21 protein-coding genes are annotated in these 21,001 nt (G+C 30.3%); 9 read left to right on the forward strand and 12 right to left on the reverse strand.

Annotated features, from left to right (window positions below):
• Positions 1-33: 33 nt before the first annotated feature.
• The 6 genes from F754_RS0105325 to F754_RS07690 all read right to left on the reverse strand — a co-directional run bounded on the left by F754_RS0105325 (position 34) and on the right by F754_RS07690 (position 4,105).
• On the reverse strand, positions 34-927 hold the full coding sequence (locus F754_RS0105325; RefSeq protein WP_023648888.1) for a histone deacetylase: 894 nt from the start codon (positions 925-927) through the stop codon (positions 34-36).
• The gene (locus F754_RS0105330) at positions 927-1,880 is read right to left on the reverse strand and encodes a D-2-hydroxyacid dehydrogenase family protein (protein ID WP_023648889.1); all 954 of its coding nucleotides are present in this window, start codon (positions 1,878-1,880) and stop codon (positions 927-929) included. The genes F754_RS0105325 and F754_RS0105330 overlap by 1 nt, the downstream gene beginning before the upstream one ends.
• The gene (locus F754_RS0105335; RefSeq protein WP_023648890.1) at positions 1,873-2,775 is read right to left on the reverse strand and encodes a DMT family transporter; all 903 of its coding nucleotides are present in this window, start codon (positions 2,773-2,775) and stop codon (positions 1,873-1,875) included. The genes F754_RS0105330 and F754_RS0105335 overlap by 8 nt, the downstream gene beginning before the upstream one ends.
• Positions 2,776-2,888: 113 nt before the next feature.
• Positions 2,889-3,146, reverse strand: coding sequence for a hypothetical protein (locus F754_RS0105340; RefSeq protein WP_023648891.1), 258 nt, complete (start codon positions 3,144-3,146; stop codon positions 2,889-2,891).
• The gene (locus F754_RS0105345) at positions 3,146-3,592 is read right to left on the reverse strand and encodes a prepilin-type N-terminal cleavage/methylation domain-containing protein (protein WP_023648892.1); all 447 of its coding nucleotides are present in this window, start codon (positions 3,590-3,592) and stop codon (positions 3,146-3,148) included. Before F754_RS0105345 ends, F754_RS0105340 begins: the two co-directional genes overlap by 1 nt.
• 24 nt (positions 3,593-3,616) lie before the next feature.
• Complete coding sequence (locus F754_RS07690) at positions 3,617-4,105, reverse strand: type II secretion system GspH family protein (protein ID WP_023648893.1); 489 nt, start codon at positions 4,103-4,105, stop codon at positions 3,617-3,619.
• 179 nt (positions 4,106-4,284) lie between these two features.
• Here F754_RS07690 and F754_RS0105355 point away from each other — a divergent pair, with 179 nt between their 5' ends.
• Together F754_RS0105355 and F754_RS0105360 are read left to right on the forward strand one after the other, a co-directional pair.
• Complete coding sequence (locus tag F754_RS0105355; protein WP_023648894.1) at positions 4,285-4,584, forward strand: STAS domain-containing protein; 300 nt, start codon at positions 4,285-4,287, stop codon at positions 4,582-4,584.
• A 6-nt stretch (positions 4,585-4,590) separates the two neighbouring features.
• Positions 4,591-5,001, forward strand: a complete 411-nt coding sequence (locus F754_RS0105360) for an ATP-binding protein (RefSeq protein WP_023648895.1) — start codon at positions 4,591-4,593, stop codon at positions 4,999-5,001.
• A gap of 6 nt (positions 5,002-5,007) precedes the next feature.
• On the opposite strand, the gene F754_RS0105365 is transcribed toward F754_RS0105360, so the two are convergent.
• The 6 genes from F754_RS0105365 to pilM are packed head-to-tail and all read right to left on the reverse strand — an operon-like array spanning position 5,008 to position 12,345.
• Positions 5,008-6,240: a type II secretion system F family protein gene (locus F754_RS0105365; protein ID WP_023648896.1), complete on the reverse strand. Its 1,233-nt coding sequence runs from the start codon at positions 6,238-6,240 to the stop codon at positions 5,008-5,010.
• 3 nt (positions 6,241-6,243) lie between these two features.
• Positions 6,244-7,998, reverse strand: coding sequence for a GspE/PulE family protein (locus tag F754_RS0105370; protein WP_023648897.1), 1,755 nt, complete (start codon positions 7,996-7,998; stop codon positions 6,244-6,246).
• Positions 7,998-9,548, reverse strand: a complete 1,551-nt coding sequence (locus tag F754_RS0105375; RefSeq protein WP_023648898.1) for a type II secretion system protein GspD — start codon at positions 9,546-9,548, stop codon at positions 7,998-8,000. The genes F754_RS0105370 and F754_RS0105375 overlap by 1 nt, the downstream gene beginning before the upstream one ends.
• Positions 9,538-9,999, reverse strand: coding sequence for a hypothetical protein (locus F754_RS0105380; protein WP_023648899.1), 462 nt, complete (start codon positions 9,997-9,999; stop codon positions 9,538-9,540). The genes F754_RS0105375 and F754_RS0105380 overlap by 11 nt, the downstream gene beginning before the upstream one ends.
• Complete coding sequence (locus F754_RS0105385; protein WP_023648900.1) at positions 9,986-10,630, reverse strand: type 4 fimbrial biogenesis protein PilO; 645 nt, start codon at positions 10,628-10,630, stop codon at positions 9,986-9,988. The genes F754_RS0105380 and F754_RS0105385 overlap by 14 nt, the downstream gene beginning before the upstream one ends.
• Before the next feature lie 8 nt (positions 10,631-10,638).
• Positions 10,639-12,345 (reverse strand): pilus assembly protein PilM, encoded by a 1,707-nt coding sequence (pilM, locus tag F754_RS07620; RefSeq protein WP_051332835.1) that lies wholly within the window; start codon positions 12,343-12,345, stop codon positions 10,639-10,641.
• A gap of 128 nt (positions 12,346-12,473) precedes the next feature.
• Between pilM and F754_RS0105395 the strand changes: the two genes are divergently transcribed.
• From F754_RS0105395 to F754_RS0105425, 7 genes are read left to right on the forward strand one after another with little or no spacing between them, the layout of a single operon-like run.
• Positions 12,474-13,490 carry a type IV pilus twitching motility protein PilT gene (locus F754_RS0105395; RefSeq protein ID WP_023648901.1) on the forward strand — a complete coding sequence of 339 codons (1,017 nt, stop codon included), beginning with the start codon at positions 12,474-12,476 and terminating at the stop codon, positions 13,488-13,490.
• Positions 13,468-14,094, forward strand: coding sequence for a prepilin-type N-terminal cleavage/methylation domain-containing protein (locus F754_RS0105400; protein WP_023648902.1), 627 nt, complete (start codon positions 13,468-13,470; stop codon positions 14,092-14,094). The genes F754_RS0105395 and F754_RS0105400 overlap by 23 nt, the downstream gene beginning before the upstream one ends.
• On the forward strand, positions 14,079-14,633 hold the full coding sequence (locus tag F754_RS07695; protein WP_023648903.1) for a hypothetical protein: 555 nt from the start codon (positions 14,079-14,081) through the stop codon (positions 14,631-14,633). The genes F754_RS0105400 and F754_RS07695 overlap by 16 nt, the downstream gene beginning before the upstream one ends.
• On the forward strand, positions 14,633-15,448 hold the full coding sequence (locus tag F754_RS0105410; RefSeq protein ID WP_023648904.1) for a prepilin-type N-terminal cleavage/methylation domain-containing protein: 816 nt from the start codon (positions 14,633-14,635) through the stop codon (positions 15,446-15,448). The genes F754_RS07695 and F754_RS0105410 overlap by 1 nt, the downstream gene beginning before the upstream one ends.
• A complete protein-coding gene (locus F754_RS0105415; protein WP_023648905.1) occupies positions 15,445-16,137 on the forward strand; it encodes a hypothetical protein in 693 nt (230 codons plus the stop codon). Before F754_RS0105410 ends, F754_RS0105415 begins: the two co-directional genes overlap by 4 nt.
• Complete coding sequence (locus F754_RS0105420) at positions 16,134-16,694, forward strand: hypothetical protein (RefSeq protein WP_023648906.1); 561 nt, start codon at positions 16,134-16,136, stop codon at positions 16,692-16,694. Before F754_RS0105415 ends, F754_RS0105420 begins: the two co-directional genes overlap by 4 nt.
• Positions 16,695-16,700: 6 nt before the next feature.
• Complete coding sequence (locus F754_RS0105425) at positions 16,701-20,849, forward strand: hypothetical protein (RefSeq protein WP_023648907.1); 4,149 nt, start codon at positions 16,701-16,703, stop codon at positions 20,847-20,849.
• Positions 20,850-21,001 lie beyond the last annotated feature (152 nt).

The raw sequence follows: 21,001 nt of genomic DNA on the forward strand, positions 1-21,001 counted from the left end.
ATTTTTTTATAAATATAAATTTTTAGATATTTTCTAAATAAATTTAAAACATGATTTATGTAATAAAGAATGTAATTCTACCAATTTATTAAAATCTTTATTATATCCTCCACCTAAAACTCCACAGATAGGTATTCTTTTTGAGGAAAAATTTTCAATTACTAATTCATCTCTTAATCTTATACCTTCATCTGAAATTTTTAATTTACCTAATCGATCATTAAAGTGAATATCAACACCTGCTATATAAAAGACAAAATCAAAGTTTTCATTATTTAGTTCATTTAAATAAAATTTAAGCGTCTTAATATAAGCGTCATCTTCAAGATTATCTTCAAGCTCCACATCTAAATCACTTAATGATTTTTTTGCTGGATAATTAGTTTTTGAATGCATACTGAAAGTAAAAACATGCCTATTATCCTTAAAAATATCTGAATTTCCATTTCCTTGATGAACATCTAAATCTATAATTAAAATTCTATTTGCAAATCCTCTATCCAATAAATAATGGGCAGCAACTGCTACATCATTAAAAACACAGTACCCAGCACCTCCGTCATAGTTAGCATGATGACTTCCTCCAGCAGTATTGCAAGCAATTCCATAATTTAATGCAAGTTTTGATGCTAATACAGTTCCTCCTGTTGCAACCAAAGATCTTTGAACAACGCTATCAACAAGAGGAAAACCAATCTTTTTAATTCCATTTGTATCCAAAGTTTTATTCCTTATATGATTAATATAATTTTCTGAATGAGCTCTACTTAATGTTTCAAACGAACAAGCTGTTGGATTATGAAATTGTTTTACTACTTTTTGGTTAATTAAATATTTAGCTAGTTTACCAAATTTATTAATTGGAAACTTGTGATCATCACCAATTTTAGCAACGTAATCTTTATGGTTAACTACAGGTAGCTCCATTATTTCTCAATAACACGAATAGGCTTACCATTTACACAAGCCTCAAGATCTTCAATCATCTGGGTATAAAAAATACTATAATTTTCTGCAGTGACATAACCAATGTGTGGGGTAAGTAATGCGTTAGGTAAAAATCTTAATTTATTTCCTTCTGGCAATGGTTCTTTATTATAAACATCAATTCCTGCTCCCATAATAATATTTGTTGATAAAGCAATAATTAAATCATCTTCATTAACTATAGGACCACGTGATGTATTAATTAAAAAAGCTGTCTTTTTCATTTGGTCAAATTCTTTAATCGTTATGCAATCTTTGTAACGCTCACCCCCTTGAACATGAATTGAAATATAATCAGACGTTTTTATTAAGTCTTCCTTGCTACATGGAAGTACATTCAATTCTTTACATTTATCTAAATCTAAATTCTCACTCCAAGCCATAACCTGCATTCCAAAAGCATTAGCAATTTTTGCAACTTGTGCACCCACTCTACCAAGGCCAATTAAACCAATAATTTTTCCTCTTAATTCAAAACCAACTGTAGTCTGCCAGTATCCTTGATACATGTTATCAATTTCAGTTTTTAAATTTTTGGATAAACCTAATATTAAAGCCCATGTCAATTCACAAGTTGGGTTAAAATTAATCTCGGTTCCACAAACAATAATTTTTCTTTTTTTCGCAGCTTCTAAATCAATTGATTTATTTCTTGAGCCACTGGTAATGATATATTTAAGATTATTTAAATTATCGATTAAATTTTTTGTAATTGGAGTTCGCTCACGCATAATTAAAAGAGCTTCAAAATCTGCTAATTGTTCAATTACATCAGCCTCATCTTCAAAGGGCTCACTAAAAATTTTAAATTCATACTTTCCTGATAATTTTTTTAGATCCACAAATTCTTGTGAAACATTTTGATAATCATCTAGTATTGCAACTTTAAGCATTTAAAACCTTTTTGTTCGATAGTAAAATTCCTGTTATAATAAAACAAGCGCCCAACATATGATAAAACATAAATTTTTCATTAAAAATTATCATTGCCATTATTGCACTCATTATAGGCATCAAGTGTAAAAAAACACCAGATCGATTTGCTCCAATAATAGAAATTCCCTTAATCCACAATATAAAAGAAGCAAGACCTGGAAGCAAAACCACATAAGATAAAATTAATATAAATGGTTTTTCAAGAGTTATTCTAAATCCTAATTGATATTCAATGAAATAAATAGGAATTAAAAAAATCAAACCAAAAGACATAACAACTTGCAATAAGCTTAGTTGTGAAATTTCATATTTTTGTTTTTTTAATAATGTAGAGTATAAAGCCCAAGATAACATCGCAATAACCATCGTAATGTCTCCTTTATTAAAATTTAAATTTTTTAAAATTTCAAAATTAGCTTTTGTAATAATAATAATAACACCTAAAAATGAGAGAATTACTCCAATTACTTGAAATATATTTGTTTTTTCAATTTTTAAAATTGATGAAAAAAACATAATCATTACAGGGATAGTTGAAATCATTAAAACTCCACTTATTACCTGTGTGAAATTCAATGAATAATAAACAATTGAATTAAATATTGTAATACTCGTTACTCCTAGAACTATAAAAAGTTTATAATTACTTATTATATAATCTTTTTTTTTAATAATTTCAGGTATCGTAAATGGTGCTAAAATTAGCCATGCAAAGAACCATCGATAAAAATTTAATGAAAAAGGTGGCACTTCATATATGCTCGCAAATTTTCCAACTACAAAATTTCCTGCCCAAAAAGTTACGGTTAACAACAAAAAAATGTATGCTAAAAAATTAGGTTGTTTCTTCATTGAATATAATTCTTTATTAAAATAGAGTAATTTTCAATATCAAACAGTTGCGTTATATTAAACAAAAAGATATAAATTAATAAGTTAAAGATAGAATTGCTCTATCAAGAGTTTTAATGATCCTCTGTATCTTTCTTTTTCCAAATAAAATAGAATAAATAAGGAACAGTTGCTGGAATTATTCCAAACCAAAACCATTCATCCCATCTAAAACTTTTATCTAATGACATACTTTTAAGACCATTCCACCAAGTTAAATAGCCTATAAAAATTATCCAACCTAGACTAATGGATATGTATGATTTACTTTTTTGTGTTAATTTTTCCTGAAAAGTTTCAGTTAAAATTTTTTTAATAATTTCAAAATTCATTATTGAGGACAGCCAGATCTATCTATAACGCCATTTTCATTAATAATTAAAGTACAAACTATATTTGATTCTGTAGTAGCATCTGCCGTAATCAGAAAACCATTTGTACCATTTGCATCAGCACAATAATCAAAATCGTGTATAAAGTCTCCATCTGCATTAGTCTCTGTAATGATATCATCATCTACAAGATCAGTTGAAAGTTGTGCTGATGTGTCAGAGGTTGCTGGGCAATTAACATCTGCATCAACATTATAAATTCTATTATCAGTAAAAAATTCAGTTTGTGCTAAACTTAACTGAAGCAAAGTGTTTTCGGCATTTTTTATTTTAGCATTACTTATATAGTTTGAATATGCAGTTATAGCAACTGCAGCTAAAATTCCAATTATCGCAACAACCACTACAAGCTCTATTAAGGTAAAACCAGAGCTTCTAGTGGTCATTAAAAAATTTAATATTTTTTTTTATTATTGGTTGTCAACCCTGAACTCATTTTCCATACTTTCTTCTGGATCCAACTGCCAACAAGTAGTCATTTCCATTACACCTGCTGTTGAATTGTCAAGATACGTTCGACCAAGACTATAAGCAGCATCAGTAGTACCTGTTGCACAAGCTACTACAGGACCAGCTACTATAGCAACTGCCTGAGTTCTAAATGGGTTAGCAAAATCTGCAAGAGCAGTCGCTGTAGCTGTAGCTACCGCGTCAGCATCATCTATTTCGTCACAAGCTAAGTTGTTATTCATTACATTGGTTTCACCAAGCTCACATTTTGTAGTCTCTGCTGCAATATATTTTGCAATTGTTGCATGATTAGTTTTTGCTGCTTGCGCTTTAGCACTAGCCGTATAACCTGAGTATGCAGTAACACCAACTGCAGCTAAAATTCCAATGATTGCTACAACAACCAATAACTCAATAAGAGTAAAACCTTTGTTATAATTTTTTTTCATATTTTTCCTTCTATAGTTAATAGATATGTTCAATTAAATTTTAATATTAAATACAATAATATTCAATATAGTTTTTACACTAAAAATTACAAACAAAATTAGGTTATTATTGATAAAAATAGCATTATTTTTAATAATTCTTGATTTTAGATAATAAATATTAAATATGGATAATTATTATGACTTATAAAATTACACGGGATGGAGATATCTCGACAATTTATTTAACTGGTGAAATTGACATGGATGTCACAGAAAAGGCAAAAGAGATTATAATGCCAGTTATTGACGAAAAAAAAGAAGTTCATCTTAATTTAAAAGATGTTGAGTATATGGACTCATCTGGAATTTCGGTTTTAATCGAAAGTCATCAAAAGGCAATGGAATTAGGTACAAGAGTTGTGCTTAAAGAGATTAGTAAGTCAGTATTAAAAGTCATTATGATGGCAAAGTTAGAACAAATATTAATACTTGAATAATATTTAATGGATTTTACTGAAATCAAAGATTTTCCAGTAAACACAAAAAGTTTAAAAGAAGTTCGAGACTTTTCAAGAAATATAATAAGTAAATCTCCAATACTAAAAGAAACTAAAGATGAGCTAATTTTAGCAATATCAGAGGCTGCGCAGAATATAGTTAAACATGCCTATAAAGATAATCATGAAACAAAAGATAAAATGCAAATTAAAATTTCTTTTAAAGATAAAAAATTAGAGATTGGATTTTTTGATAAAGGTAAACCTGTTATTAAAGAAAATATCAAACATCGAAGTTTAGATGATATTAAACCTGGTGGATTAGGAACTTATTTTATTCAGCAAATAATGGATGAGGTCGTATTCAAAGAAGCAACTGGGTGGCATAATAATTTAGTTTTAACAAAACATTATTAAAATTATTTAACCCATTATTGCACCAACGTTAAATATTGGAGCGTACATGGCTATCATTAAACCTCCAATCATTCCTCCCATAAACACAATCATAATTGGCTCAATTAAACTGGACATGTTATCAACTGAAGTATCAAATTCTTCCTCATAATATGATGACACAGAAGTAAACATTTCATCTAGACTTCCCGTTTGCTCTCCAACAGAAATTAATTGGGCAAAAGTTGGTGGGAATATTGGTTCTTTTAAAAAAAGTTTAGTTAATGTGTCGCCTGAAAAAACACCTTTTTTAACATTTTCTAATGCTTGAGTAACTACATCATTATTACTTACTGATTTTGCAATCTCTATACTCTCTAAAAGATTAACACCTGCTGAACTTAGGTTTCCCATTATTAAAGCAATTCTTGCAAGTAATGATTTTAAAATCATTTCTCCAAAAACTGGTAACTTTAAAACTATACCGTGCCATTTGTATCTAATACTTTTAATTTTTGTCGTTGTGTATTTAAATATTATAAAAGTAGTAATGGCTACAATTCCTAAAGTCAGACCACCAGTTCCTCTCATAAAATTACTTGCATTCATAATAACAGCTGTAGGTGTTGGAAGAGGTACACCCATTCCTGTATACATCTCAGCAAATACTGGAACAACTTTTATCAACATAAAAACCATCACAGTGATTGCAACCGTAAACATAACTGTAGGATAGGTTAGAGCACCTTTAATTTTTTTCTTAACTTTTTCCCTTTTTTCAAGAGAGTCTACTAACTTTAATAAGAATAAATCTAATTTACCACTGGCCTCTCCTGCTTTAATTAAATTTATGTATACGTTATCAAATATTTTTGGATATTTTTCAAAACATTTTGAAAGAGTAACACCACCTTCAAGACTTCTTCTAATATCTTCAACAATTTCTTTAACAGTTGGGTGATCAATTTGATCTCGGATCATTGATAATACATTTAAAATCGGCAAACCTGCTTTTACCATGGTTGCAAATTGTTTAGAAAATATAACAACATCTTGAGGCTTTACTGCTTTCTTACCAAAAGAGAAGCTAGATTTTTTTGATTTTTCTTTAGCTTTTTTTTTAACTTTTTCTTTAGAAATATTGGTAATTATTATTTTTTTTTCTTTTAATTTAAAATTTGCTTCTTCTTGACTAAGTGCCTCAATCACTCCTTCAACATAAGCACCTGCTGAAATTCCTTTGTATTTATAATTATCCATGATCTATTCCATTGATAAAACACGATCAAATTCTCTAAAGTTTAAATCTCCATTTAAAATTAAAGTACGCCCCATGTCTTGCATTGTTCTAAATCCTTCTGATAAAGCAATCGCTTTCAGTTCTGGAGTAGTTGCTTTTTTTAGAATTGCCTCTTTGATAGGTTTTGTCACACTTAAGATTTCATAAATACCCATTCTACCTTTGTAACCACTATCTTTACATTTTGAACAACCTTTTCCTCTTGAAACTTTTGCAGTTGAAATTTGTTCTTCTGTAAAATTCATTTCTTTTAATACATCTTTAGTAACATCTGGATCTGGTTCTCTACAACCAGAGCAATTTTTTCTTGCTAATCTTTGTGCCAAAACTACAGTTACAGCTGCACTGATAAGATAATCTGGTGTTCCCATATTTTGTAATCTAGTAATTGTGCTTGGCGCATCATTAGTGTGAAGTGTACTAAATACCAAGTGGCCTGTTAATGCAGCTTTTAAACCAATATCAACTGTCTCTTTATCTCTCATCTCACCAACAAGAATTATTTCAGGGTCTTGCCTTAAAAATGATCTTAAAGCTCTTCCAAAATCAAATCCAATATCATCTTTAATTTGAACTTGTCCTACTCCATCTAATTCATACTCAACAGGGTCTTCTGCTGTTAAAATATTTAAGTGAGGTTTTGATACCTCTTTTAAAATACTATATAATGTAGTTGTTTTACCAGAACCCGTTGGACCAGTTACCAAAACCAGACCTTGTGTAGAGTGAATTGCTTTTCTTAAATTTTTTAAATCATTTTCCTCAAAGTTTAATTGCTCCAAACTTATATCTCCTGCATCTTTGTTAAGAACCCTCATTACAATTCTTTCATTTGAGGCAGTGGGTAAAATTGAAAGACGAAGATCAATTACTTTTCCGTCTATTTTAAAAGGAATGGCACCATCTTGGGGTAATCTTCTTTCAGCAATATCTAATTTACCCATAATCTTAAATCTAGTAACTACCGCACCATAGTTTGAGTGTAAAAATTTTGAAAAATGCTCTTGTTCTTTGAGCATTCCATCTAAACGGTACCTTACTCTTGAGCTAAATCTATAAGGCTCTATATGAATATCTGATACTCCAGATTTTATAGCCTCTGCCACCACAGCAGTACTAAACTTAATAACTTCTGATTCATTCTCAATTGCCTCAATATCTTCTTCAGTATCTTCTAAAACTTCAGCTTGCTCATCAACTTCATAATCAAATGTTTTAGTTTTTTCTGTACTTGCATTTGCCTCTTTAATTGAACTTATTGTCGTCTCACCACCCTCTTTAAGTAAGTTTTCAATAAATAAAGATATTTCAGATACTTTTGCAGCATGCAATTCTATATTTTTTTTAGTAATTGTTTTAAGATTTCTCATTAAGCTTAATTTTGAACTATCAGAAATAGCTATATGAAGAGTGTCATTTTCTAATTTAAATGGAGCAATAAAATTCATATTGACATAGTTGGAAGGAAGTATGGATTTAATCTCATCTGTAATTCCAACAGTTGTTAAATCAATCACAGACAGAGATTGTTCTTTAACTAAAAGGTCTAATATTACATCTTCATTGGTTAAGTTTAATTCGAACACTGCATCAATTTGGGATTTCTCACCATCGGTTGATGCTTTTTTAATATTAGGTAAATCCTTACCTGAAATAATATCCTGATCTATCAAGATATTAATTAAATTTATTTCTGACTCTCTACTTATTTTCAACATTATAAAACTCTTGGTGCTATAAAAATTAACAATTCATTTAAAGTATCTTTTTCTCCTTTTCCTTTAAATAGATTTCCAATCACTGGAACATCACCCACACCAGGTGTTTGTTCTTTGGTGTTACTTTCAATTTGTTTTTTGATACCACCAATAACTACTACATCACCATCTGCAACTAATAATTTTGTAATTATTGACATAGTGTTAATTGGAATACCTCCTGCAACTGGTACACCTGCACTATCATTTTTTAAATCTATATCTAATAAAACATTTCCATCACCTACAATACTAGGAGTAACTTTTAATTGCATCGTAGCATCTGCAAACTCTGTTCCACCATTTTCTCCTGTTGACGCAAATGGTATTTTAGATCCTTGAATAACATTTGCAGGCATGTTGTTTAGAGTAAATATTTTTGGGTTAGATACTTGTCTTACAATTCCTTGTTTTTCAAGAGCTTGAATATTAGCTGATATTACTGCTGATCCAGTTCTTTTTATAATTCCGATACCACTAGTTCCAGCAACATTACCAAAATTAGTGAGTGCATCATTAGTTGTGCCAAGTCCACCTGTTGCAGCTGCAATTGTATTATTTGTTTTTCCAGTGCTAGTACCCATAGTACCACCAATTGTTTCCCCTTGTCTGTAATAATATCCACCTAATTGAGTACCTAAAGCCTTTTCAAATTCTGAGCTAGCCTCTACTATAAATGCTTCTATAAGAACTTGTTGTGTTTTAACGTCAATCTCTTTTAAAACTTCATTAACTGTATCAAGATCTTTTTCTTTTCCTCTTACGATTATAGATCTAGTAGTATCTTCTTCAGTTATTTGAATTGCGGATGTCTTTCCATCAGCAGAAAATAGTGCTGAGATTGTTTTGTTAGCTTCAGATGGTGATATATAATATAGTCTAAAAATTTCTGAATAAATTGGATCATTATTATTCTCAGCTTCTACTTTCTTTTTAATTATATCTGCCCTAGTAGATTTATAACTTTCTTGTTTAGTCAATGTGTCTGGTAAATGTACTCTTATTAAGTTACCAGTAGCATCAATATCTGCAGCAAAATTTTTCATGTCAAGCAATGCTTGAAAGGCTTTATCCCAGGGAACATTAATTAATTCTGCTGAAATTGCTCCTGCAATTTCCTCTCCAACTAAGATATTAATTTCTCCAATTTTACCCATTAACTCCATGGCCTCTTTAAATTCTATGTTTTTCAATTTAAAAGTAACATTTTGTTTCAGTAATGGATATTCATCTGGAATAGATAAATAATTCTTTTGAATTTCAGAGGATATTTTTTTTCTTTTTTGTTTTCTTTTAGAATTGTCTTCAACAGGTTTTGGTCCTAACTCAACTGTTTTTTGAATTTCTGATTTTCCTTTTGTTTTCATATCAACTTTAATTAAAGGAGTATTATGTTTAAAGGGTTCTTTTTTGTTTTTCATGACTATTTTGCCATCTTTAACAACACAACCACTCAAAATCAGAGATACTGCCAATAAAACTAAAAATTGATTAATTTTTTTAATATTCATTTGTCTCTCTAATTTGGTTGTTAAAATCAATTATTATAAATTTTCCATCCTCTTTTTTAAAAATAACTTCAGACAGTCTTAAATCTACTAATCTTATTTTTCCTAAATATTGTCCTATTGTTAAAGAAAAAGGTTCTCCATCAGATTTTACCAAAGAAACATAACTATTAGATTTTCCAGCTATCAAACCTACTAATTTGAAATTATACAAACTCATATCATCTTGCATTTCCTCTTCAGAGATTTGAGCATTTGCATTACGATTGTTGCTTGAACTTTGTCCTGCAAAAGGATCATTCAAAGGCATTTCTTCATCTAACGAGTCTAATTGCTCAGTTATTTTTTTAACCTCTTTATTTAATTCCTCTTTTTTACTGTGATTATCAGCAATAGATATAGAATTGGAAAACAATAGAAAAATAAATATGGTAATTAATTTAATCAAATTCATTTGGTAAACCTACTATAGTTAATTGACCAGTGGAAATTATTTTACCACTTGTTTTGTCAACTTTGATTGTCTCCTCATCAAAGTTTAACATTTTTTTTGATTTTGCAATAGCTCTTTTAAACTTAATGAAATCTAAAAAATTTCCTGAAATTTCATATGAGACTGGTATTTCAAAATAAGAAACTTTTGAGGCTTTTGCTGATTTTTTTTTCTTCTTTTTCTTCTTTTTTTTCTTTTTTGATCCACCGATAGGTATAGGTGGTTTTTTTTCAATCTTAGTAATTTGTAAATTATAATTTGTCGCAAATACACTCAAGCTATCGTAAAGATCTTCAACTTCAGCTTTGGAGTGAAACAAACTTGAATTTTTTTTATAATCAGGTGTGACTTTTTTAATTTTCTTTTTTAATTTTTTAATTTCATTTTTAAATTTTTTTGTTTCTTTTAGTTTAACTGTTTGATCCTTTAAAATATTCTTCTTTTCATCTACAATAGGTTTTAATATTGCGAGATAGATTATCAAAAATACAATCAAAGAGCCAAAGCCAATTCCAAACTTAATTAATGTTTTTCTATCAAGCTTTAAGAATTTTTCTTTGATATCTTCAAAATTTATATTATTTAAATCCATAATTTTTTTTATTTAATTTTACTAATAATTTTAAATCCTTTTAAATTTTTACCATCAGATGTATTTCCAGAACTAGATGAGCTCATGGTTGCAAGTGTTGCTTGCTTAATCAGTTTTTTACCATTTAAATTTCTAATTAATTGCAAGATATTTTGATCATTGGCTGATGAACCTTCAATAATCAATCTTTTTTTACCGTCATAATCAATTGAAGTAAATTTTACACCTCTAGGTACAGATGAAGCAACTTGAGATAAAATTCTAAAGCTTATAACTTTGTTTGATTTTATCGACTTACTAAGATCTAATGACTTGGTCATTTTTCCCAATTCACTTTTATACTTTTTTCTTTCCTTATCGGTGGCTTTATGAGCACTTACAATTTTCTCATAATTAACAATTTTTTTATTCAAATCTGTAATTTGCCAAAATGAGATCGAAAATAATATAATGTAGATTATTGCTATAATACTGACTGCTCCTTTAAATGCAAAATTTGAAAAAAATTTTGCTTTTTTCTCTGCAATAATATTGTCTCGATTTGGAAGTAAGTTAATGTTTTTTACTGCAGTAACAAATTTATAATATCCAAAGACATCTAGTTTTCTAAATGCCAATCCAATTACAGATGTGAAATAAGATCTATTTGTTTGCTCTACTCTCTCTTTTAATTGAGATTGAACATTTAAATCTTTTATTGGATCAAATAATACAAAACCAGTGTTAACTAAATTTTTTCTAAAACTTTCTAAATAACTATCTATTTTATCTAAATTTGAAATTATTCTAATATTTCGAACTCTTTTTTCATATTTAGTTTCAAAATCTTGGATGGCTTGTTTAACTTGATTGACATATCTTTTTACTAACCCATCTATATCTTCTAGGTTATCTGAGTTCATCAATATTTCTCTATCCTGACCTCTAATAAAAATGTCTGTTATAATTGGATTGTTATCGTAAAGTATCATCACATAATTTTCATCTAAACCAAACTCTAATAGAACTGTTAAATTTTCTTCTTCAGAGCCAGATGAAATTTGATTTATTTGATCTACTGCAGATTTTAATGAGAAACATTTTACATCAATTATAACAGGATTTAAGCCACCTTTTTCTATTATAGATGTATAAGCATTTACATCAGATAGTTTTGAAGCAACAAATAAAATATCCATAGTATTTGCAGTCTGATTTCTATTGACTACTTGATGAAATATTGAGTAATCAGATAAATTATCTGTCAACTGAACAAGGTTTTCCCAAAGTGAGTCTGATTTAATTGCGGTAGCTAATTCTTCATCCGTCATGAGGGGGCTTGTTACAACTCTTATAATTGCTGAGGTTACAGGAATAGCTACAGCTGCATTAGTTGTTGTAATTTTTGATTTTTCAATCGCTATTTTTAATTGCTCAGATACAACTTCTGGAAATTCAGTTATATTTCCATCTTGAGGCATACCTTCAATTTTATGAACATAAAAATTGTTTAAATTCCATTTTCCTGAACCACCTTGGCTAATTTGAGCCAACCTTATTTCACCTCCACTTAGCTCTACGCCAACAACATCTTCACCTTTTGCTTTATTACCAAGTCGTTTTTTAAAAAATTTTTCTAAAATAACTTTAAAATCCATTTTAGATTTTTTAACAGGTGCCTCTGCTCTTGATTCAGAAGTTTTTTTTTTAAATAAATTTGATAGTGGATTTTTCATTATTATATAAGACAACTTTTACACGAATCTACTCTTTCTGCACTAAAAAATAAACCCATTGTGAGCTCCGAGTATTGTTTAATATTTATTACTAGAGTTGTAAGTTATAAAGTATATAAAATTAGTATATGTTTGAAAAATTAGAAGAACTAGCAAAAAATAATCATAAAATTTCAGATTTTCATCTAAGATCAGGTTCGCCTATGGCTTATAGACAAACAGGAGAGATAATTAAAGTCAATGAGGTTCCTGTAACTGCTCAAGATCTAAAGGATTTATTGTCTATGAATTGTAATGAAGTTGAACTAGAGAGATTTGAAAAAACTCACGAATTAGACTCTGCGGTGATGCTAAGTGGACTAAGATTTAGAGCGAATTTTTATAAAACAATTAACGGTCCTGCTGCAGTGTTAAGAAGAGTTGAAAGTAAAATTCCTAGTATGGATGATTTTAATTTGCCACCTTCTTTATATGATATTATAGATTTTCATAAAGGTTTAGTTTTAGTTACTGGACCTACTGGCTCAGGTAAATCAACAACGCTTGCAGCAATTGTAAATGAAATTAATAAAACTAAAACTCACAATATCTTAACTGTTGAAGACCCAGTTGAATTTATTCACAAAGATGACAAAAGTATTATTTCTCACAGAGAAGTTGGTAAACAAACACAATCATTTGCTAATGCTTTAAAAGCTGCATTGAGAGAAGATCCAGATGTAATTTTGGTTGGAGAGTTAAGAGATCTTGAAACAGTTAGTTTAGCACTTACGGCTGCTGAAACAGGTCACTTGGTATTTGGAACACTTCATACAAGTGGTGCCCCTGCTACAATCAATAGAATTATTGATGTATTTCCACCTGACCAACAAGAACAAATTCGTGCACAAATTTCGACATCATTAAAAATGGTAGTCACTCAAAGATTATTAAAAACAAAAGATGGACAAGGTAGATGTGCTGCGTTTGAAATTATGAAATGTACAGCACCTGTTCAAAACCTAATCCGTGAAGCAAAGATTCATCAAATACCTAGTGTCATGCAAACCTCTGTAAAAGATGGAATGATTACAATGGATAAATCTATAGAAGCATTAGTACAAAGTGGAAAAATAAATCCAGGTGACGCAAAATCTGAACACTAAGGGTTTTACTTTATTAGAATTAATAGTTGTAATAGCTATAATTGGAGCAGTAACAGCTGTGGGTATTCCAAATTATATAACTTGGAGTGTAGATAGAAAAGTTCGTAACGCTAGTGAAAATACTGCTAGCTTAATTACAACTTTAAATACTCAAACTCAAAGAGGTGTTTATCCATTTACCCAAATATTAATTACACCTCAAAATGATGATACTGTCAGAGTTCAAGCTAAAGGGAAAAATAAAAGATCAATTAACACTTTGATAAATGGTGGAGGAATTTTAACCTGTGATACAGCTGACAATACTTATTGGGATGAAACTGTAAGCACACTTACGTTTGACGTATTTGTTCACCTTGAAAATGAAAATGCAATTTGTTTTTCTAAAGATGCCTCTAATTATAGTGTTACAACTGATATTAATGATAATGATGATCTTGTAACTAGTGACAATGTAACGACCGCTAACTATTTAATTTTTTGTTCTTCTGATGATGATTGTGATATCAACCCTCAAAGACCAGCCTATATGGTAGTTTGGTCAAGATTTGGTAATGTTAGCAAATTTAAGTATAGTTCAGGTAATGAATGGATAATGCAATAAAGTTAATTAAACAAAGAGGAACAACTCTTTTAGAAGCATTGGTTGCAACTGCAATTATTAGTGTTGGTTTTATTGCAATTTTTCAAATGGTTACATATTCGGTAAGTTCAATCGATGTTTCAGGTGAAAGAACAAAAATAAATTATTTAGCTGATATGGTTTTAGAAGATTTAAATGCTTATAAAAATTCAGAAAATGCCACTTCTGAAAAACTATATGATGCTTTAATTGATAATAGATTAGGACCAGGAAATGCTTTTTGGGAAGGGGTTGGTTGTGCAGCAGGTCCTGGAATTGCTGCCTCAGAAAATAATGCAGAGGTAAATATTGTAAATATTTGGGATAATAGATTTTCGCAAAGACGTCTAAACTGTAATCCAGCAGTTGTAAACAGTCAAAGGTTAAACACATATACAATTTGTAGAGATAATACAGAGTGTTCAAATCAAAATAATGATATTTTAAATAAAATGTATTTTGGTCAACTTCAAATTACTTTTGGTACTAAATCTAAAAATTTATATTTTAGAATACATTAATGAATAAGTTAAAAAATCATTCAGGAGTTACATTGATTGAAATTTTAATAGGTATCGTTATTTCGATAATAATTATGGGAGCTATGTATGCTTCTTATACAGCTATCAATAATTCTTATTCACAAGTTACAGATAAAGCAAAAGCATCTCAAACTGGAAGAAATATTATGGGTATGATGATGAGAGATATTAGGCAAGCTGGGTTTAGAGTTTTTGAAGATAACATACTGAACGACGATGAGCCTATTAACGTTACACCAGGTAGAGGTGGACCTGACGCTACTATCGTTAGTGATTGTGACCATATTAGAATTGTTTATGGAGATGCCAGTCTTGATGGTAATGGAGATGAAGAGTATACAAGATATAGAGTTACTTACTTTTGTAGAGCTTCAGAACTGTTGAACCCAAATGGAGTTGTTGAAAATACTAATGCGATCTATAAACAAAAAGAAGAATTAGAAAATGGGGGATGGGTTTCAAATACTAATAACTCTTATCCTGAACAACTCATTACAGATTATGTTGATGATTTAATTTTCATTGTTAAAGATGTAAATGGTGAAGCTATTGATCCTCCTCCTCAAAATGATGCTGGAAATGCAAACAGATTAAGAGTTGATGATATTAGAGCTGTAGAAATTGCACTAACAACAAGGTCAAGAAAAAACTTTTACAAAAATACAACTACTAATGACGGAGAAGATCGTACTGTTTTTGATATTGATAGTGATGATGAAACAATAATTGGTGATCTGTTTTTAAGAGAGACCGTTGTTCTCTCAGTTAACACTAGAAATATTGGATTAGAATGAGAAAGATAAAAGAAAAAGGTTTTGCATTAATTTTGTCATTAGTTTTATTGTTAGCCATGTCTTTAATGGGAGGATCTTTAATTTTAATTACTTCTGAAGATCATAAAAGTAATAATCTAGTCGATGTTGAGCAACAGACTTTTTATGTGGCAGAAATGGCTTTACTAGAAGGTGAAGAATATTTATTTGATCAATATCGAGGTCCTTTAGAATGGGATACAGGAACAAATACGGCTTCGAGAAACTTAACATTAAGAAATTTACCAAATAACTTAAACTCAGTATTTACTGGGGAAATGAGCTCTACAACAAATGGTAACATTTGTATAAATAGTTTTCGTAATTTGCCAGCTGATCTAGAGGTAATTGATTTAGTCCCAGCATCACCCGCAGTGTCTGAAGGTTTAAGTTTTAATTTTGGTACTTTTCTAACGGCATCAAATATTCCAACAGGTAATGATCAGGATTTTTTAAATAATTTTCATTATGAATATTTCATTACAAGATTGGGACCTGCAAAATTTAAAGGTACTGGAACTAGTATAAAAAGAGGCAGTGGTGGCTCAGGTTCTAATAGAAATGGAATAGCCTTTAGAATATATGGCTGCGGCATTTATAATCCAGATCAGAATGCTGAAAATCAAACTGTTGTTACCCTTGAAAGTGTTGTTATATTACCCTCATCATGAAAAATGGTAAGATTTATAAAATATTAATATTAACCTTTTTTTTCGTAATAAATTTTTCAAACTTTTCGTTTGCTTCTTGTGATTTTAAAATCAAGATTGGTCAAAATATTTCTAAAATAAAAAAATTTGTAGATTTTAATTCTTCAGAAAATAATGAACAAACTAATAAAGAATTAATAAATTACTTTATTTCATCAAAAGATATTTGTCCTAATGAATTTTCAAGTGAAGAATTAAATATAAATTATACTTTTATAGATAACGAACTTGCTAGTATTAAGGTTTCAGTAAATAATGATAAAGATAACTCTGCTTCAAATAAATTAACATTGATGAATTATGTCAAACAAACTTATGGCAATTTTGATACAGGTAAAAACCCTAAAATTTATAATTATTTCAATTCATGGAAAACAAATGGCAAAATAATTGTTTATTCAAGATTAAAAAATCAATTTAAATTAATTGAAGAAGAGCTTTTAATTACTAACAAAAAGTTTAGAGATAAAATGAAACTTATTATTTCAAAAATAGAAAAAGGTGAAATTAAAAGATAATATTATATGAAATTATTATTCTTAATCAAAATTCTCATTTTATTTTTTATATTTAACAATAATGTATTTGCTAAAGGTTTGCCGCCTGGAACAGGGTCTGGTGATATTCCGGCTAATGTTTTAATACTACTAGATAAATCAGGTAGCATGAACTCAACCGTTAGTACTGGCGGTATAACTAAACCTCAAGCTGTAGCTGTAGATAGTGCAACCAGAAACTCTTATGTTGGTATGTCATCTTCAATTGTTAGAGTGAAGTACGACGATATGTCGGTTGATGATGCATGGACATTTAATAATTCAGGAACATGTGAAATGGGAGATATTAAAGAACTTAGAGTTCATGGTAATTTCTTATATGTGCTTGATTACTCTAAAGATAGACTTTTTAGACTCACATTAACAGGTGCGCCTGCTACTTGTGATTGGTCAGTTGCAATTGATAATCCAATATCAATGGATATAAAAAATGATATTTTATATGCAACTGGTAACGAGATATTAGTTTTTGACTTATCTAATGTAACACCTTCATCTATTAGCTGTAGTTATAGTGGAGATTTAGAGGATGATGGTAAAAATGCAAAGGCTTTAGCAATAGATTCTTCAGGTTCTAATTTATATTTTCATAGATCGGGCAATTTAAAAAGGTATCAAATTCAAGGTGATAATTGCCCAGAAACATCAAGAAGCAATTCAATTAGTACTTCTGGAGTAAGCACTAATCATGGATTTATTTTTAAACCTGGAAGTGACACCGAAATATATATTCCTGATTATAATGACGAATTTTATAAATTTACTTTAAATGCCTCATTAAGTGGTATGGCATCAACAGTTAAAGCAAGTGCTGGTTATAGCGGTAATGTTGCTTCAACAACAAGCCCCAATAGAACTAATGTAGATTATCCATATGGGATTGATGTTGATACTGCCAATAATCAACTTCATTTTGTAAGCAGAGGATGCTGTAAACATTCAATGCACGTTATTGACTTTGATATGCAGTTTGTAAAAGAGTCAGGTGGTGGGCAAACTATAACTAGAATGACTGGGGCAGTAGAGGCAATCCAAGACATAGTAACTGACTCTTCTTTAACTTCTCATGTTGATTTTGGTTTTGGAGTTTGGTCTGAGTCTGGTGCAAGTTTTACTGGATGGACTGGAGATATTACTACTGGTTCACCAATACCTGATCATGATAAAAATTCTTTAAAAGTAAGAGTTCATAGACAAGGAGCTGGAAGAATTAATGTGGTCGCTCCTACTATTAATGCAAATGGAGGCTCTACTGTATCTAAATCATTTGCCGATCTTGCTAATGATTATTACTTAGGAGCACTATCACCTGTTGATGCAGATCTTGACTGTCAAAATACTCACATAGTTGTTATTGGTGATGGAGCTTTTACAGACAATATTACTAATGCTCTAAGTATAATTTCAAGTTTAAACAATACTCACGATATAAAAACTCACATAGTTGCATATGGTGGCGGTATTAGTGGCGGCGACTTAGATGAATTTGAACAGTTTGCTGATGCTGGGGGGACAGAGGATGTAATACTCGCTAATACACCCAGTTCTCTAAAAACTCAATTAAGATCAAAAATTTCGCAAATTGTTGCTTCCAATTTTTCTTTTACTGCTCCGTCGATATCCCCAAACGCAGATACAAATTCACTTTTTCAATCATCATTTAAACATAAACCAAACCAATCATGGCGTGGACAATTAATTAGAACCGCAATAGATGATAATGGTAATTTAATTGAGAATGATCCCGGTAATTGGGATGCAAAAGAAGTATTACCCAATCCAGTTGATAGAAAAATTTGGTCTGTTATCCCGAATACTGATTATAAAACTGACTACAATAATTTTGTAGATACCAATGCTGAGGACATAGCAAGTATTTTTAGAATTTTTAATTTTGAAGTTCAAGATTATCATAGTGTATCTGGTTCACCAGATGATACTCAAAGATGTGCAGGTACTGCAGGTGTTGCAGATGGAAATGCTGATGACCTTAGAGGAGTTATTAATTTTTTAAGAGGAGAAGATTATTTCGATTATAATGCAGATTGCAATTTAACAGATCCAAGGTTAGACGACGAACTTAATAAAATTTATTTAGGAGACTTTTACCATTCAGAATTATTAGCAGTGGGACCGCCAAATGCTAACCAAACTTTCTCAAATGAAACCCAAGAAGGTTATTGGAGATCTAATAATGATTATGATATTTTTAAAGAAGATAATAAAGATAGAAAAGAGATAGTTTATGTGGGTGGTAATGATGGTATGCTGCATGCATTTAATGCAGTTACTGGTGTAGAAGAATGGGGCTTTATTCCTCCTTTATTAGCAGGCACTATACCCACAATGGTTGATAAAGCATTAAACAAAAGTGCTGGTGGGGGAACCAATGCAATCTATGGTGTAGATGGCTCGCCAATTGTTCATGACATGTTTTTTAAATCACCCCTTGGTACTGCTAAGGCTTGGCATACAATTTTAATGATACCTTATGGCAGAGGAGGAAAGGGTTTTTCTATTTTAGATGTAACAGATCCTGATGGCCCTCTTCACTTATTTTCAGTTTATAATGACTCTACCACAAAGATTGTTCATATTATAAATCACCTTGGTGAACATGATCAGCTTGAATATATTGGTCATTCTTATACAATAAATCAATTAAAAGAATCTATTACCGTAACATCAAATGCTAATGCTAGTCCACCCGTAGGTGGTCAAACTTGTGAAGCTACTCCAACAGAACACTGTTATGAGTCAAATGTTTGGACCCTTCAAACTAACCCTAAAGTTCCTGGATTGACCAAAGATGACTTTAAAGTTATGAAGGATGGAGTACAGTACAATGCTTTTAATATAAATTACGATGGTGCTGGAGATATTGTGTTTACCTTTGGTGATGATATGACATTTCTTACTTATGATGATCCAAATAAGAGTATTTCAGATTTACGAATAAGTTTTGTTGCTGGAAGTGCTTTACTGGGAGTGCAATCAGAACCAGGATATGACTATAGTAGACTTGGTGAAACATGGTCTTCACCTAGAATATTAAGAATACCTAATGACGGTGCTGGAGATGATAATATTGAGGACGATATTTATGCAGCTGTACTAGGTGGTGGATTTGGTGCAAACAACCCTGAAATTGGATCAAATTTATTTGTTATTAATCTTGAAGAAGATCCAGTTGATGAATTGTTTGCAAAAATTGAAAAACAAATACAAATTGAAGACCTAGATAATTCTATTCATAATTCTACGCCCGCTCATCCAGTTGTTGTAACTTCAGAAGAGGTTACAACTAATTTCACCGGTGGATTAGTTTACTTAAATGATCTTGAGGGAAAAATTACTAAATTTAATTTAACAAATATGAGCTTTGATAATCAAAATCTACCAATAGAAATGTATGATAGTACCACATTATTTAATGTTGGTGCTACACCACAAAATGGAAGATATATGTATCATTCAATGGATGCGGGATTTAATAAAGGATCAAACAATTTATGGATGTATGTTGGTACTGGTGATTATGAAAGATTAACTACAAAAGATGATGATACTGCTGTTCCACCTATTATAGTGGACAATGTTCTTTTAGGAATAAAAGATATAGATTTTCCATTTTATAGAAATGTGAATGATGGTGGAGATATTGATGATTTAACTAATTGTAGTGATACTACTACTGATGTTGATGGTGATCTGTGCCCTGGTGATGCTGAATTAGGTTGGGTAGTTCATTTAGATAATGCTAGAAAAGTAACTGCTGAACCAACACTTCATAGTGGTAGAGTTGTATTTCCAGTATTTGAACCAACTCTATCTGTCAATAGCTGTACAACTGGATTAGCTTATATGTGCAACTATCACGCAAAATGTGGTAGTCCACAAAATAAAAGAATTGGTAGTGATACTGATTTAGATTGTGTGTTAGTTGGAGAAGGTGTGCTGTCAAAAATTGTTATATTTGGTAACAAATTATTTGCAAATATAGCTGGAACAGCAGTGGCTGGGTCTTTTCAAGGTTCAAGAGATGACTTGGTTTCTATTAATTCTGGTGCTGTTGATATTGAAAGCTTTAGAAATAGCTGGAGAGAAAACTATTAAGTCTAAAACCAGAATAATTTAAAGTAAAAATAAAAAGCCCATAAAAATCCTGTTATCATTGATGAAAAGATAATTGCAAGGCCAACTAAGGAATCCTGTTTGATCTTTTTTTTCCATTTACTTGGAAAAAAATTTAAAGAATATGAATAAAT

It is taken from the genome of Candidatus Pelagibacter ubique HTCC8051, assembly GCF_000472605.1.
Taxonomy (GTDB): Bacteria; Pseudomonadota; Alphaproteobacteria; order Pelagibacterales; family Pelagibacteraceae; genus Pelagibacter; species Pelagibacter communis_B.

What these genes read in the sequence shown, in the direction of transcription:
- F754_RS0105325 (WP_023648888.1), bottom strand. Translation starts at nt 927, where the DNA reads ATGGAGCTACCTGTAGTTAACCATAAAGATTACGTTGCTAAAATTGGT.
- F754_RS0105330 (WP_023648889.1), bottom strand. Translation starts at nt 1,880, where the DNA reads ATGCTTAAAGTTGCAATACTAGATGATTATCAAAATGTTTCACAAGAA.
- F754_RS0105335 (WP_023648890.1), bottom strand. Translation starts at nt 2,775, where the DNA reads ATGAAGAAACAACCTAATTTTTTAGCATACATTTTTTTGTTGTTAACC.
- F754_RS0105340 (WP_023648891.1), bottom strand. Translation starts at nt 3,146, where the DNA reads ATGAATTTTGAAATTATTAAAAAAATTTTAACTGAAACTTTTCAGGAA.
- F754_RS0105345 (WP_023648892.1), bottom strand. Translation starts at nt 3,592, where the DNA reads ATGACCACTAGAAGCTCTGGTTTTACCTTAATAGAGCTTGTAGTGGTT.
- F754_RS07690 (WP_023648893.1), bottom strand. Translation starts at nt 4,105, where the DNA reads ATGAAAAAAAATTATAACAAAGGTTTTACTCTTATTGAGTTATTGGTT.
- F754_RS0105355 (WP_023648894.1), top strand. Translation starts at nt 4,285, where the DNA reads ATGACTTATAAAATTACACGGGATGGAGATATCTCGACAATTTATTTA.
- F754_RS0105360 (WP_023648895.1), top strand. Translation starts at nt 4,591, where the DNA reads ATGGATTTTACTGAAATCAAAGATTTTCCAGTAAACACAAAAAGTTTA.
- F754_RS0105365 (WP_023648896.1), bottom strand. Translation starts at nt 6,240, where the DNA reads ATGGATAATTATAAATACAAAGGAATTTCAGCAGGTGCTTATGTTGAA.
- F754_RS0105370 (WP_023648897.1), bottom strand. Translation starts at nt 7,998, where the DNA reads ATGTTGAAAATAAGTAGAGAGTCAGAAATAAATTTAATTAATATCTTG.
- F754_RS0105375 (WP_023648898.1), bottom strand. Translation starts at nt 9,548, where the DNA reads ATGAATATTAAAAAAATTAATCAATTTTTAGTTTTATTGGCAGTATCT.
- F754_RS0105380 (WP_023648899.1), bottom strand. Translation starts at nt 9,999, where the DNA reads ATGAATTTGATTAAATTAATTACCATATTTATTTTTCTATTGTTTTCC.
- F754_RS0105385 (WP_023648900.1), bottom strand. Translation starts at nt 10,630, where the DNA reads ATGGATTTAAATAATATAAATTTTGAAGATATCAAAGAAAAATTCTTA.
- pilM (WP_051332835.1), bottom strand. Translation starts at nt 12,345, where the DNA reads ATGAAAAATCCACTATCAAATTTATTTAAAAAAAAAACTTCTGAATCA.
- F754_RS0105395 (WP_023648901.1), top strand. Translation starts at nt 12,474, where the DNA reads ATGTTTGAAAAATTAGAAGAACTAGCAAAAAATAATCATAAAATTTCA.
- F754_RS07695 (WP_023648903.1), top strand. Translation starts at nt 14,079, where the DNA reads ATGGATAATGCAATAAAGTTAATTAAACAAAGAGGAACAACTCTTTTA.
- F754_RS0105410 (WP_023648904.1), top strand. Translation starts at nt 14,633, where the DNA reads ATGAATAAGTTAAAAAATCATTCAGGAGTTACATTGATTGAAATTTTA.
- F754_RS0105415 (WP_023648905.1), top strand. Translation starts at nt 15,445, where the DNA reads ATGAGAAAGATAAAAGAAAAAGGTTTTGCATTAATTTTGTCATTAGTT.
- F754_RS0105420 (WP_023648906.1), top strand. Translation starts at nt 16,134, where the DNA reads ATGAAAAATGGTAAGATTTATAAAATATTAATATTAACCTTTTTTTTC.
- F754_RS0105425 (WP_023648907.1), top strand. Translation starts at nt 16,701, where the DNA reads ATGAAATTATTATTCTTAATCAAAATTCTCATTTTATTTTTTATATTT.